At 72.3% G+C, this 13,756-nt stretch carries 12 protein-coding genes; 8 read left to right on the top strand and 4 right to left on the bottom strand.

Translation table 11 applies throughout. The features are described 5' to 3' along the window. The first annotated feature begins 6 nt into the window (after positions 1–6). Positions 7–891 (top strand): succinate--CoA ligase subunit alpha, encoded by an 885-nt coding sequence (gene sucD / locus F603_RS0125090; RefSeq protein WP_019548697.1) that lies wholly within the window; start codon positions 7–9, stop codon positions 889–891. A gap of 80 nt (positions 892–971) precedes the next feature. On the opposite strand, the gene F603_RS0125095 is transcribed toward sucD, so the two are convergent. Next, positions 972–2,150: an RNA polymerase sigma factor gene (locus tag F603_RS0125095; RefSeq protein ID WP_019548698.1), complete on the bottom strand. Its 1,179-nt coding sequence runs from the start codon at positions 2,148–2,150 to the stop codon at positions 972–974. A 148-nt stretch (positions 2,151–2,298) separates the two neighbouring features. Between F603_RS0125095 and F603_RS32870 the strand changes: the two genes are divergently transcribed. Next, positions 2,299–3,792 carry a cell division protein PerM gene (locus F603_RS32870; protein WP_245600894.1) on the top strand — a complete coding sequence of 498 codons (1,494 nt, stop codon included), beginning with the start codon at positions 2,299–2,301 and terminating at the stop codon, positions 3,790–3,792. A 42-nt stretch (positions 3,793–3,834) separates the two neighbouring features. Here F603_RS32870 and F603_RS0125105 read toward each other — a convergent pair whose 3' ends face one another. Further along, positions 3,835–4,656: a hypothetical protein gene (locus F603_RS0125105; RefSeq protein WP_019548700.1), complete on the bottom strand. Its 822-nt coding sequence runs from the start codon at positions 4,654–4,656 to the stop codon at positions 3,835–3,837. Positions 4,657–4,955: 299 nt separating this feature from the next. Here F603_RS0125105 and purN point away from each other — a divergent pair, with 299 nt between their 5' ends. Both purN and purH read left to right on the top strand, forming a co-directional pair. Continuing rightward, the gene (gene purN, locus F603_RS0125110) at positions 4,956–5,567 is read left to right on the top strand and encodes a phosphoribosylglycinamide formyltransferase (RefSeq protein ID WP_019548701.1); all 612 of its coding nucleotides are present in this window, start codon (positions 4,956–4,958) and stop codon (positions 5,565–5,567) included. Between the two features lie 7 nt (positions 5,568–5,574). Continuing rightward, positions 5,575–7,158, top strand: coding sequence for a bifunctional phosphoribosylaminoimidazolecarboxamide formyltransferase/IMP cyclohydrolase (gene purH / locus F603_RS0125115; RefSeq protein ID WP_019548702.1), 1,584 nt, complete (start codon positions 5,575–5,577; stop codon positions 7,156–7,158). Positions 7,159–7,234: 76 nt separating this feature from the next. Here the strand turns inward: purH and F603_RS0125120 are convergent, their stop codons facing one another. Further along, on the bottom strand, positions 7,235–7,864 hold the full coding sequence (locus F603_RS0125120) for a hypothetical protein (RefSeq protein WP_019548703.1): 630 nt from the start codon (positions 7,862–7,864) through the stop codon (positions 7,235–7,237). Between the two features lie 349 nt (positions 7,865–8,213). On the opposite strand from F603_RS0125120, the gene F603_RS0125125 reads away from it, so the two are divergent. The 4 genes from F603_RS0125125 to F603_RS0125140 all read left to right on the top strand — a co-directional run bounded on the left by F603_RS0125125 (position 8,214) and on the right by F603_RS0125140 (position 12,717). Continuing rightward, positions 8,214–9,068, top strand: coding sequence for a bifunctional methylenetetrahydrofolate dehydrogenase/methenyltetrahydrofolate cyclohydrolase (locus F603_RS0125125; RefSeq protein ID WP_019548704.1), 855 nt, complete (start codon positions 8,214–8,216; stop codon positions 9,066–9,068). Positions 9,069–9,098: 30 nt separating this feature from the next. Then, entirely contained in the window at positions 9,099–9,620 is a 522-nt protein-coding gene (locus F603_RS0125130) for a DUF3017 domain-containing protein (RefSeq protein WP_019548705.1), read from the top strand. Positions 9,621–10,098: 478 nt separating this feature from the next. After that, positions 10,099–11,346: a helix-turn-helix domain-containing protein gene (locus F603_RS0125135; RefSeq protein ID WP_019548706.1), complete on the top strand. Its 1,248-nt coding sequence runs from the start codon at positions 10,099–10,101 to the stop codon at positions 11,344–11,346. Positions 11,347–11,727: 381 nt separating this feature from the next. Next, positions 11,728–12,717 carry a malate dehydrogenase gene (locus F603_RS0125140; protein WP_019548707.1) on the top strand — a complete coding sequence of 330 codons (990 nt, stop codon included), beginning with the start codon at positions 11,728–11,730 and terminating at the stop codon, positions 12,715–12,717. 57 nt (positions 12,718–12,774) lie between these two features. Here the strand turns inward: F603_RS0125140 and F603_RS0125145 are convergent, their stop codons facing one another. After that, entirely contained in the window at positions 12,775–13,731 is a 957-nt protein-coding gene (locus F603_RS0125145; RefSeq protein WP_019548708.1) for a transporter substrate-binding domain-containing protein, read from the bottom strand. Positions 13,732–13,756 lie beyond the last annotated feature (25 nt).

The following is a 13,756-nucleotide window of genomic DNA, read 5'->3' on the forward strand; positions in this document are numbered from 1 at the left end:
CAACCCATGGCTATCTTCCTCGACAAGGACAGCAAGGTCATCGTCCAGGGGATGACCGGCGCGACCGGCATGAAGCACACCAAGCTCATGCTCGGCGACGGCACCAACATCGTCGGCGGTGTCAACCCGCGCAAGGCAGGCACCCAGGTCGACTTCGACGGCGCGGAGGTCCCGGTCTTCGGCTCCGTCAAGGAGGCGATGGCGGAGACGGGCGCCAACGTGTCCGTCATCTTCGTCCCGGAGAAGTTCACCAAGGACGCCGTGGTCGAGGCGATCGACGCCGAGATCCCGCTCGCCGTGGTGATCACCGAGGGCATCGCCGTCCACGACTCCGCCTACTTCTGGGCGTACGCCGGCGAGAAGGGCAACAAGACCCGGATCATCGGCCCCAACTGCCCGGGCATCATCACCCCGGGCCAGTCGAACGTGGGCATCATCCCCGGCGACATCACCCAGCCCGGCCGCATCGGTCTCGTCTCCAAGTCCGGCACGCTGACGTACCAGATGATGTACGAGCTGCGGGACATCGGCTTCTCCACCGCGGTCGGCATCGGCGGTGACCCGGTCATCGGCACCACGCACATCGACGCGCTCAAGGCGTTCGAGGCGGACCCGGAGACCGACCTCATCGTGATGATCGGCGAGATCGGCGGCGACGCCGAGGAGCGCGCTGCCGACTTCATCAAGGAGAACGTCAGCAAGCCGGTCGTCGGCTACGTCGCGGGCTTCACCGCGCCGGAGGGCAAGACGATGGGCCACGCAGGCGCGATCGTCTCCGGCTCCTCCGGTACGGCCCAGGCGAAGAAGGAGGCCCTCGAGGCCGCCGGTGTCAAGGTCGGCAAGACCCCGTCCGAGACCGCCCGCCTCGCCCGCGAGGTGCTCGGCGGCTGAGTCCGGCACACCGGTCCACAGCAGTCGGGCCCGCTCCCCGCGAGGGAGCGGGCCCGACTGCTGTCCGGGAGCGCGGCCGTTCAGTCCCGGGGCGGACCCGGCGTCCACCCTCGCGAACGGTCCTCCTGCCGCGTGGAATCGGGGCGCGGGGCGTCCGACGCCTTGCGTCCTGCCGCACGGGAGGACGGCTCTTCCGACGGTGCGAACTCCTCGAGCCGCACCCGCCTGTTGGTGGAGCGGAGCTGGGGCACGTACGCCTCTCCGGTCGGCCCCACCTCGGGCAGCGTGTTCCCCGGGCCGCGCGGTACGCCGTCGTGGGGCGAGGGTTGGGGGACGGGCTCGCCCCCGAGCGCCCCGTCCGGGTCCCCGGGCCCTGGCAGCCCCTCGGCGGGCTTCGGATCGGCGTCCCCCGAACCCGGGTCCGCGCGCGATGACTTGGGGGACGCCGTCACCTGCTCGTCCGAGCGCTGCGGCGTTTCGCCGTCGCTCGCCGTGACGAGACCCAGCACGATGGCGACGGCGACGGCGGCGGTGAGGCCGTAGGCCGCGTGTGTCCAGCCCCGGGTGGTGCGCTCACTGCCGGCGCGTACGGCCTCGGGCGTCGGGCTGTGAACGGGCTGGGCGGCCGCCAACTCCGCGAGCCGCGCGGCGATCAGGGTGCTGCGCCGGTTCTGCGAGGCGGTCCGCAGCTCCGGCCAGTGCTGCGCGAGCGCCTGCCGCGCGTGCATGATGCGTCCCGCTGTCGCCGGGGTGCTCGCCTCCAACTCCTCCGCGGCTGCGCGCAGTCCGACCCCGATGCCGTCATGGAGCAGCAGCGCGGCACGGTACGCGCCGGGGAGGCTGAGCAGCGCCTCCAGGATGTCCCGGTCGGCGGGAGGACCCGGGTGCGCCTCGGGCAGCCGGTGGCCGGGGAGGAGCCGGTGCCACGGGGAGAGCGCGTACTTGTAGGTGTGGACACGGACGACGACGGCCGGGTCGGGATCGCTCGCCGTGGCGGGCCACTCCTCCCACGCGCGGTGGAAGGCGTGGAAGACGGCGCGTTCGGCGACTCTGCGGTGCCCGCAGAGCAGGTACGCCTGGCGTGTGAGGAAGGCCGCGTGACGGGTGTAGAGCTGGTCGAAGCGGTCCGTCGGCGTCTCGGGGGCGGGGACGGCCGCCGCGGGGTCGGGGCGGAGGCGGACCGGGGCGCCGTCCGGTTCCGTCTCGCTGCGCGGTGGGGAAGAGGTCGGGGATTCAGCGCTCTGTGGCTCGTCCGTCATGCCCATCCGTCCTCACCGGTGTGTGGAAGGGATCGATCGCAGGACAAGAGTCATTCTGCATAAAATCATCAAAATTGCGAGCTTCCTCGACACCACGACGGTCCGCTCCCTACCGGGGCATATCCGCTCTTCTTGGCAGCATGACCGCGTGAGTCAAGCGACCCGAACCGCCTCGGTGCTCTCCCACTACGGCACCAGCCGCCGGCTCCCGCCCGGCACCGGAACCCGACTGCTCGTCGGCGCATTGGCCGCGGTCCTCGGACTCGGCGTGCTCGCCGCCGTCGTCCTGCTGCTCTGGACGGTCTCGCCGTACCCGGACAGCGGGCCCGGCGGCGCGCTCCACGTCGCCGCCGACCTCTGGCTGCTCGCCCACGGTGCGCAGCTCCTCCGAACCGGGACGCTCCAGGGCGGCCCCTCGCCCGTCGACATCACGCCGGTTCTCCTCTGCGCCCTGCCGCTGGCGCTGCTCGGCCGGGCCGCGGGCCACGTCCGCGACGAGGCAGCCGCCTCCGGACGGCCCCACGCCGGCGTGGTCGCGCTCGCGGCGCCCGTGGCCTGCGGATACGCCCTGGTCGGTCTGGCCGCCACCGGGTACGCGGCGACGGGGCCGCTCCGCGTCGACGTGCCCAGCGCGCTGCTGCACCTGCCCCTCTTCGCCGCGGGCGTCGCCCTGCTCGCCGTCTGGAACCGCGACGGCCGACCACCCCTGAGCGAGGGACTCCGCACGTTCGTCGCGGCGTTGCCGCGGTGCCGTCCGCCGGAGCGCGTCCTCGGGGCGCTCACGTCGTGGCGGGTCGAGACGGCGATGCGGGGCGCCGCGGTCTCCGGCGCCGTGCTCCTCGGCGGCGGTGCGCTCCTCGCAGGCGTCGGGCTCTTCTGGCACGGCGGTGTCGCGCAGGGCGCGTTCGGGGAGCTCACCGAGTCGTTCTCCGGCAGGCTCGGGCTTCTGCTGCTCTGCCTCGTGCTGCTGCCCAACCTCGTCCTGTGGGCGACGGCTTACGCGCTGGGGCCCGGGTTCGCGCTCGGCACCGGCAACGCCGTGTCCGTCTTCGCCGTCGGGGCGGCTCCCCGGCTGCCCGACTTCCCGCTGCTGGCGGCGGCTCCCGAGGGCGGGCTGGGGCGGGCGGCGTGGGCGGTGCTCGCCGTGCCGGCGGCTGCCGGGCTGCTCTGCGGCTGGTACGTCGCGCGGAGCGCCGCGCCGGTGGAGTACGAAGAGCGCGTGGGATACCCGGGGCGCCGGGCCTCGCTCGCCGCGGCCCCGGAGACCGCGGGCGGCACGGCGCTCGCCTCGCTCCTCGCAGCCGTCCTCTGCGGCGCGGTGACGGGGCTGCTCGCGGCGCTCGCCGGCGGTGCCATGGGCACGGGCGCCCTCGCCGAGTTCGGGCCGAGCGGTGTGCTCACCGGCCTCGCCGCGGCCGGCTGGACCCTCTCGGCGCTGCCGACGGCGCTCGCCGTGCGCGGCTGGCGGCTGCGCAGGGTGCGGCGTACGCAGGAGCGAGCGGCGGCCGAGGTCGTCGCCGCCGAGGCAGAGGTCCACAACGAGGAGTGGCACACCGCACGACGCAGCCGCTGGTCCGCGATGCGCCGGGCCTCAGGCGGCCTGATGGCCGACTTCCCGGCCAGGCGCGAAGGCGACGGATGACCCGCAACTACCGCTCGGCGTCGCCGTGTTGGGCGGGCGGCCTCAGCGATCCTCGAGGAACGGGCGGAGGTTGTCGGGGACGAGGCGGTCGCAGTCGTCGCGCGAGGACTGCGTGAGAGCGTCCTGCCGGCAGTCGAAGTAGTCCTGGTAGACGGCCTGGAAGGTGAAGGTCGCCGCGACGACGCAGAGCGCGAGCCCGGCGGTGACGAGCCCGCTCACCGCCGCCGTCGTCTTCGCCTTCGCCGCCTGCGCCGGGGTGACCGAGACGGGGACGGGCAGTTCGCGCGAGCCGCCCTCCTCCGTGCTCTTGCGGTCGGTGCCGGCGACGTCCTCGGCCGACGCCTGCGGGGCGCCCCCCTCGCGCTTCCCCTTCTCCCCGTCGCCCGGGCGGTGCCGGAGCGCACTCACGCCCCAGTAGAGGGAGAGGGCGCCGAGCAGCAGCGCGACCTGCCACAGGCTGAAGAGCGCGAAGAAGAGCGCCCAGATGCCGGTGTGCAGGGAGTACCTGGCGTGGCGCTGGTAGCGGTCGGTCGGGTCCCAGCGGAGTCCGCGCTGCTGCCCGCCGCGTCCGTCGCCGTCGGAGCCGCCGCCCGTGGGCGACCCGAACCCGCCGCTCCCGCGGCCGGGTTGGCGGCTGCTCCACTGGCTGCTCCAGGGGGACTGTCCGTTCTCCGAGTCCGAACGGCCCTCGTCCCCGCTTCCTCGGCCGTTCCCCTCGCCGTCGCTCTCGCCCTGCTCGCCGTCGCGTTGCGGGCGGCGGGGCTGCCACGGCTGGTCCGGCCTGTCCTCGGGCGGGGGCGCGAAGGGGTTGTCCTCGCCGGAGGGGTTGTCGGAGGGGGCCGCGCGGCGGCGTCGGTCGGTCATCAGGTGTGTGTCTTCCCTTGTCGCTTTCGCGGCAGATAGGCGAGTACGAATCCGTGCCACTGACGCTACCTTCCGCTGGTGCACCCGTCCCGCGGGGGCGGAGGCGAGTGCCGGTATCGTTGCCGACGGTCGGACGCTTCGTAGAGTTCCCCGGGTGCATTTCGGGCGGGCTCTGGTTCGATCGCACAAGTCTGTCTTCCCCGGTGCGCCGGGACCCAGCGAGAGTGAGCCGCCCCGTGGCCGCGGATCAGCCACCTTTTCCTCCGCTCGGCGAATCCGGGCGTGAGGCCCGAGTCGTCGTGCTGGTCTCCGGGTCCGGCAGCAACCTCCAGGCGCTGCTCGACGCCGCTTCGCAGCCGGCGTACGGCGCGCGGATCGTCGCCGTCGGCGCCGACCGCACGGGTATCGAGGGGCTGGCGAGAGCCGAGCGCGCCGGAGTGCCGTACTTCGTACGCCGGCTCAAGGACCATGCGACCAGGGCCGAGTGGGACGCGGCGCTCACCGCGGCGACGGCGGAGCACCGTCCCGATCTGGTCGTCTCCGCCGGGTTCATGAAGGTGCTGGGGCGGGAGTTCCTCGCACGGTACGGCGGGCGGCTGGTCAACACCCACCCCGCGCTGCTCCCCAGCTTCCCCGGTGCCGACGGCGTCCGCGACGCGCTCGCGTACGGCGCCAAGGTCACCGGCTGCACCGTCCACCTCGTCGACGACGGCGTCGACACGGGCCCCGTCATCGCGCAGCGGGCCGTCGAGATCCGGGACGAGGACCACCTCGACGAGGGCGCCGCGCTGCACGAGCGGATCAAGGAAGTAGAACGAGGGTTGCTCGTTGAGGTCGTGGGCCGGCTGGCACGCGGCGGATACCGCATCGAGGGCCCGGGAGGAAGAAGGGTACGACTGCGTGAGGAGTGAGGGCGGTATGAGTGCCGGAGAGACCAGGCGGCCGATCCGTCGCGCGCTGGTGAGCGTCTACGACAAGACCGGGCTCGACGAGTTGGCGCGGGGCCTGCACGCGGCCGGGGTCGAGCTCGTCTCCACCGGTTCGACGGCGAAGACGATCGCGGCGGCGGACGTCCCGGTGACGGCTGTCGAGGAGCTGACGGGCTTCCCCGAGTGCCTCGACGGGCGCGTCAAGACGCTCCACCCGCGGGTCCACGCCGGCATCCTCGCCGACCAGCGGCTCGCCGAGCACCGGGAACAGCTCGTCGAACTGGGGGTGCAACCCTTCGAGTTGGTCGTCGTCAACCTCTACCCGTTCCGGGAGACCGTTGCCTCGGGGGCCTCACCCGACGAGTGCATCGAGAAGATCGACATCGGCGGGCCCTCGATGGTGCGCGCCGCGGCGAAGAACCACCCCTCGGTGGCGGTCGTCGTCAACCCCGAGCGGTACGGCGACGTGTTGAGCGCCGCCTCCGCCGGCGGCTTCGACCTCGCGGCGCGGAAGCGGCTCGCCGCCGAGGCGTTCGCGCACACCGCCGCCTACGACGTCGCCGTAGCGGGCTGGTTCGCCGAGGGGTACGCGGCCGACGAGAGCGAGCACGCCGAGGGCGGCGTCGCGCTGCCCGCGTTCACCGGCACTGCGCTGACGCGGACCAACCGGCTGCGGTACGGGGAGAACCCGCACCAGCCGGCCGCGCTCTACGCCGACGGCAGCGGCACCGGACTGCCCGCCGCCGAGCAGCTCCACGGCAAGGAGATGTCGTACAACAACTACGTCGACACCGAGGCGGCGCGCAGGGCAGCCCACGACCACGAGGACCCGTGCGTCGCGATCATCAAGCACGCCAACCCGTGCGGTATCGCAGTCGGTTCGGACGTGGCGGAGGCGCACGGCAAGGCGCACGCCTGCGACCCGCTCTCCGCGTTCGGCGGCGTGATCGCCGTCAACCGGCCGGTCTCCGTGGCGATGGCGGAGCAGGTGGCCGAGGTCTTCACCGAGGTGATCGTGGCGCCCGCGTACGAGGAGGGTGCCGTCGAGGTGCTCTCGCGGAAGAAGAACATCCGCATCCTGCGGTGCGCCGAGGCGCCCGCGGCGCGTACCGAGCACAAGCCCCTCGAGGGCGGGACGCTCGTCCAGGAGAAGGACCTCCTCCAGGCGGCGGGCGACGACCCGGCCAACTGGACCCTCGCAGCGGGCGATCCGCTCGACGAGGCGGAGCTCGCGGAGCTCGCCTTCGCCTGGCGGGCGAGCCGCGCCGTGAAGTCCAACGCGATCCTGCTCGGGAAGGACCGTGCGACGGTCGGTGTCGGCATGGGCCAGGTGAACCGGGTCGACTCGGCCCGTCTCGCGGTGCAGCGGGCGGGGGAGGAGCGGGCGCGGGGTTCCTACGCCGCGTCCGACGCCTTCTTCCCGTTCCCCGACGGCTTCGAGGTGCTCGCCGAGGCCGGCGTCAAGGCCGTCGCGCAGCCCGGCGGTTCGGTCCGCGACGAGCAGGTGGTCGAGGCCGCGAAGGCGGCGGGCGTCACGATGTACCTCACGGGGACGCGGCACTTCTTCCACTGACCCGGCGCGCGACCCGGCAAGCGTGCGGCGGCCCGGACGGAATGTTCCGTCCGGGCCGCCGCCGCGTCGAACTCCCTCAGATACCGGGTCGGTTGAACCACTGCGACGCCTGCTGCATCGAGCAGAAGACGATCGTGAGGATCGCCGTGCCCGCCCAGAGGATGTAGATGAAGGCGCCGCCCGCGTTGCTCTCGTTGCTCCCCGGCACCGTGAAGAGGCCGATCACCGGCAGGATCGCGTTGACGGCGGCCGCGATGATCGCGGTGACGCGCGTGCCGCCGCGGCCCTTGCCCATGAGCGAGGCCGGGACGATCTGGAGCGTCGCCATTCCGCCGAAGAGGACGAAGAAGATGAGCATGACGCCCATCGCCACGTTCGCACCGGTGTCGAGGCCGGGGATGTCGTTGAACGAGTCGCGGGCCACGAGGGCGACGATGAGGAAGAGGACCGCGCCCAGCCCCCACATGGAGCCGGCTATGAAGAGCAGCACTCTCGCGGCCACCACCTGGCCCGGCATGCGCTGCGGCATGCCGCCCGGGCCGCCGGAGCCCGGAGGGTACTGCGGGTAGCCCTGCTGCGGGTAGCCGTACTGGGGCTGGCCCGGGGCCTGTTGGGGGTAGCCGTAACCGGGGGCGCCCTGCGGCGGTTGGCCGGGCTGGCCGTACGGGTTGCCGGGGCCCTGCGGGGGCGGAGGCGGATAGCTCACGGGTGGGCTCCTGGAATGGGGACGGATGTCTGCCGGCCCGGGAGGCCTTCGTGCGCACGCGCCTGCGCCGCGTGCGCGCTGCGCACGCGGTGCCGGGTGTGGTTTCCCCCCGAACTCACGGCGCCCCCCTGTCCCACGCGCAGGGGGACACCGTCGCCCATGGTCGTGGGCATGCCTGCCCGGTGTCCAGCGATCATCCGGGAATGTGGCGGAACCGCAACGGTCCGCGCACCCTCCGCGTGCGTCCGGTGCGTGCACCGGCGTGCACGCTGCGTTGGCCTGCCCGCCCGGCAGCCGCACCTCGGGCGCGGAGTGGAGACCACCCCTGGCTATCCGCGAGGATGGCCCCATGACCGCCCAGATTCTCGACGGCAAGGCCACGGCCGCCGCCATCAAGTCCGACCTCACCGCACGCGTCTCGGCGCTCAAGGAGAAGGGGATCGTCCCCGGCCTCGGCACCGTCCTCGTCGGTGAGGACCCGGGAAGCCAGAAGTACGTAGCGGGCAAGCACCGGGACAGCGCGCAGATCGGTATCGCGTCGATCCGCCGCGAACTCCCCGCGGCGGCGGGCCAGGAGGAGATCGAGGCGGTCGTACGGGAGCTGAACGAGGACCCGGAGTGCACCGGCTACCTCGTCCAACTTCCGCTCCCCAAGGGCATCGACACCAACCGCGTCCTGGAGCTGATGGACCCGGACAAGGACGCCGACGGGCTCCACCCGACCAACCTCGGCCGGCTCGTCCTCAACGAGCCGGCGCCGCTCCCCTGCACCCCGCAGGGCGTGATCCGGCTCCTGCGCCAGTACGACGTGGAGATCGCCGGTGCGCACGTCGTCGTCGTGGGGCGCGGCGTGACGATCGGCAGGCCGCTGCCGCTCCTCCTCACCCGCCGCAGCGAGAACGCCACCGTGACCCAGTGCCACACCGGTACCCGCGACCTGCCCGCGCTGCTGAGCCAGGCCGACATCGTCGTCGCGGCCGCGGGCGTGCCGCACCTCGTCAAGCCCGAGGACGTCAAGCCGGGCGCCGCGGTGCTCGACGTCGGCGTCAGCAGGGACGAGCACGGCAAGATCGTCGGGGACGTGCACCCCGGCGTGCGCGAGGTGGCCGGCTGGGTCTCGCCCAACCCCGGCGGCGTCGGCCCCATGACGAGGGCGCAGCTTCTCGTCAACGTGGTGGAGTCGGCCGAGCGGGCGGCCGGCTGAGAGCGGTTCGGAAACGGAAGGGGACCCTGCATGGGGCGAGACGGCGGCGATACGCCCGAGGCGAGACCCGCAGGCGGTGCGGCGCAGGAGACCGGCGGGGCGGCCGCGACGTCCGAACCGCCCGCTGCCGAGGGGGAGTCGACGGGCGGTGAGGGCGCGCGGCGCCGGCCGGTCTCGCGTCGCTTCCCGCGCTTCACCCGGGACACCGCGCGGCCGGAGGGCGGCGGACGGGTGCTCGGCGCCGAGCACGCGGCGCCGTACCGGCAGTGGCCGCTGCTGGCGGTGTGCGCGGGCGTGCTCGTCGGACTCCTCGTGACGATCGGGGAGTTCAGGACCGGCTGCCTGCTGATCGGCCTCTCGCTGCTGGGGGGCGCGGCGCTGCGGTGGCTGCTCCCTTCGGTCGGGATGCTCGCGGTGCGCTCCCGCTTCACCGACCTGGTGACGTACGGCGTCCTCGGGGTGGCGATCGCGATGCTCGCGATGATGGCGCAGCCCGACCCCTGGATCACCATCCCGTTCCTGGAGGACGTGGTGCACTTCTCGATCAGGTGAGCCGGCGCAAGGCGAAGGCTCTGTCCCCGCCTTTCTGCACGTGAGTTCGGCGCGTGCGCGGCGCCGAGCAGCGTGGCCCCTGAGCGGAGACGGTCCGGTGGGGAACGGAAGCCGGGCGGTCGGACGTGGAGATCGGCGGCGGGTCGCCAGGGCTCCGTGCGAAGCCGGTGCTGCGGGCGCCGCGAAGGGCGCGTTTCCGGCCGTCTCGTCGAAAGCGGGGCGGACGGTACGCCCCTCGCGCACCTGCCGCGTACGGGTCGACCGGCCCGACGGGCGGCGCGCTGGGGCTGGCAAACTAAGGAGCGCATAACGAACTCGGGCGTGCGCGGGATCGCGGATGCGACCCGAACTGCTCCCGTGCGCTCCCGTCGTCGGAACTGCCATCCTGGCTGCCTGCATCCCCCTGGGTAGCCAGTACGCAGCCCGGAGGGGCGCAGTCGGGGGAGACCGCACTACCGGGGGGACAAGGGGGAGGGCAATGCCTCGTTGGAGGGCGCTACCGGACGAACTCGACCCGCAGATCGCCGAGTTCACCGGCCAGCTCAGGAGGCTCATAGATCGCAGCGGAATGAGCGTCGCCACCATCGCGGACCGGACGGGCTACAGCAAGTCGTCCTGGGAGCGGTACCTCAATGGCAGGTTGCTGCCGCCGCGTGGCGCCACCCAGGCGCTCGCCGAGGTCACCGGAACCGACGTGCGCCACCTCGGCACCATGTGGGAGCTGGCCGAACGGGCTTGGAGCCGCAGCGAGATGCGGCACGACGTCACCATGGAAGCGATACAGGTGGCGCAGGCGCGAGCCGCTCTCGGCGAAGGCGAGGGCGAGGCAGGACACGGCCGCAGGCGCCGCCGCAAAGGCGCGGGGTCGAGCGCGCCGCAGCAGGGCGCCGCCGAGCCGCCGCAGTCGGCGTCGACCGCCGGCCCCGTCGCGCCGCCGGCCGCCGGCGTCGGCGCCGGCGACGACCAGACGACGGTGCTCAGGCGCAGCAACATCCGTGCCGAAGCGGGCCGACAGCCCCCACGCACCCATGCCGCCGTGGCGCCGCCCCTGGGAGTGCAGCGCATAGACCCGGCCTCCTGGGGCGCGGCCCCCAAGCCGGGCCCAACCGCACCTCCGGCCAACAGCGGCCCCGCGCCCGTCGGTTCGGCGGCGCCTCCGGTCAACAGCGGCCCCGCGCCGGCCGGTTCGGCCGCGCCCGCGCCCGCGCCCGACAAAGCCCAGCAGCCCGCGCATCCGGGCCGCCGCCGGACGACGATGTTCCTCGCCGGCACGGTGAGTGCCCTCGTGGTCGTCGCGGCTGCCGTGTTCGTCTCCAACCTGTCGGGAGGCAAAGGAGAGGCGGCCCCCGCGCCCTCCTCGTCGCACAAGGGCGAGCAGGACGCGCTGCCGTCGGGTGTGCAGTGCTCGGGCGCCGAGTGCACGGGCAAGGACCCCGAGACGATGGGCTGCGGAGGACAGTACGCCAAGACCACGGGCACGGCCTGGGTCGGCTCCAGCTACGTCGAGGTCCGGCACAGCACCGTCTGCAAGGCGTCCTGGGCGCGCATCACGAGCGCCACCACAGGCGACAGCCTGAAGATCAGCGCCGGCGGCCACACCGAGCAGGACGAGGTGGAGGCGACCAACGACGCCTACACGCCGATGGTCGCGACGACCGCGAACAGCCCGGCCCGCGCCTGCGCGACGCTCGCGGCCGGCGGCCGCGGTTGCACCGGCGCCGAGTGAGGCGGAGAGCACGGAAGTGCACCGGCGCGAAGGGGAGTTCGCCCTCTGCGCCGGGCGGACGTCACGTCGCGGGCACCGGACGCGCACAACACGTTCACGGCTGCGGAAGGCATGCCACGGAAAAGTGAGGGAAGAGGTTCCTCAACCCCCCACGGGTGTGTCATCGCACCTGGCAGCCGCCCCTCCACCGGCCTGGAGCGGGCGGCTGCTGCGGTGTCCGGCACGTCGGATAGCCTGACACCTGGTCTCTTGATGTAGAGAGACTTACCGCACCAGGGCAGGGAGGCTTCCCGCAGCGGCCGCACCGCAGCGGAAGGTCCCCGCGATCCGGGTCCGCCCTGTCCTGGGGTTGCCCCAACGTCAGGTTCTACGGAGATCGCCATGCCCCGCACTCCCGTCAATGTCACCGTCACCGGCGCCGCCGGGCAGATCGGTTACGCCCTGCTGTTCCGCATCGCCTCCGGCCAGTTGCTCGGCGCGGACGTGCCGGTCAAGCTCCGCCTGCTGGAGATCACCCCCGCGCTCAAGGCCGCCGAGGGCACCGCCATGGAGCTCGACGACTGCGCCTTCCCGCTCCTCAAGGGGATCGACATCAGCGACGACCCGAACGTCGCCTTCGACGGCACCAACGTCGGCCTCCTCGTCGGCGCGCGCCCCCGCACCAAGGGCATGGAGCGCGGCGACCTGCTGGAGGCGAACGGCGGCATCTTCAAGCCGCAGGGCAAGGCGATCAACGACCACGCGGCGGACGACGTGAAGGTGCTGGTCGTCGGCAACCCGGCCAACACCAACGCGCTCATCGCCCAGGCCGCTGCGCCCGACGTACCCGGCGAGCGGTTCACCGCCATGACCCGTCTCGACCACAACCGCGCGCTCACCCAGCTCGCCAAGAAGACCGGCAGCGACGTCGACCGGATCAAGAAGCTCACGATCTGGGGCAACCACTCGGCGACGCAGTACCCGGACATCTTCCACGCGGAGGTCGACGGCCGGAACGCCGCGGAGGTCGTCTCCGACGAGAAGTGGCTCGCCGACGACTTCATCCCGACGGTCGCCAAGCGCGGCGCCGCGATCATCGACGCACGCGGCGCCTCCTCGGCGGCCTCGGCGGCCAACGCCGCCATCGACCACGTCCACACCTGGGTCAACGGCACCCCCGAGGGCGACTGGACCTCGATGGGCATCCCCTCGGACGGCTCCTACGGCGTCCCCGAGGGCCTCATCTCCTCGTTCCCCGTCACCACCATGGACGGCGCCTACGAGATCGTTCAGGGCCTGGAGATCAACGAGTTCTCGCGCCCCCGGATCGACGCCTCCGTGCAGGAGCTGAGCGAGGAGCGCGAGGCCGTCCGCGGTCTCGGGCTGCTCTGAGCCCGCGCCTTCGACGGGGTCGGTGCGGCGGATCGCACCGGCCCCGGCGGGTGTTCCTCACTTGCCGATGCGGCACGAGGTCTTCCGTCGCTTCTCGAAGTCGTCCTGATTGGGGCGGTAGGTGAGCTCAGGGCTTGAATCGTGCTTCGCGACATCGGGGAAAGCGTGCTCGAAGAAGCTTTCCCACTTCCCTTCGCCGAAGAGCAGTTCGTCCAGGGCGCCGTTGATCCGGCGGCACTCGCTCCGGTAGTTCTTCGGAAGGCCGATGCCGTACAACTGAGTTGAATTGGGGATCGTGAACTCGGCCACCTTAAGGTGCCGGTCGGGCGGCCCCGCCTTGAGCTGGTGCTCGAACCCCCGCAGAATGAGCATGTCGCTGACGACGCCGTCGTACATCTTCGTGTCCTGCATTTTCCGCACGCAGGTTTTGTAGTCCTTCTCCGTCGAGACGAGCTTGGCATCGATCTTCACCGTCAAGTCCGCCTCTTTGTCACCGGGTTCGATCTCGGCGGGGTCGTTGACCGAGCCCTCGCTGGTGCAGAGGCGCATGCCCTTGGCTTTGTCGAACTTGTCGAGAGTGTCGTCGTCGCGTGCCAGCACGCCTTGCGGAGTCTCCAGGTAGGGCGCTGTGAAGATGACGTCGCTCGCCCGATCGGGGTTGATCGAGTACGAGGCGACGACCATCTTGACGACCTCGTTCCGCAAAAGGTCCTCCCGCATGTTCGAGGGGATGTCGAACGACCAGGTGCGCAGCTTCAGTTCTTTCCTCAGGAAGGCGAGGAGGTTCTCCTCGAAGCCGTGGAAGCGGTAGCCGCCCTTGGGCTTCTCGCTGAGACCGGGTTGCCCCTTCTTCACGCCCACCCCGACCCGCTTGCCCTCGAAGAGCTCTTTCGGCGCCTTCGGCTGCTCGGGCTTCTCGTCCGTCCCGCTGCTGCCGGTACATCCGGCCAGCAGCGCCGAAGAGAGGAAAAGGGCACCGAGTCCGGCGCCGTAGCGGGTGCCTCGTCGTGGCATGCAAGCTCCCTTGTTCGCGCGGTTC

It is taken from the genome of Streptomyces sulphureus DSM 40104, assembly GCF_000381025.1.
Classification (GTDB): Bacteria; Actinomycetota; Actinomycetes; order Streptomycetales; family Streptomycetaceae; genus Streptomyces; species Streptomyces sulphureus.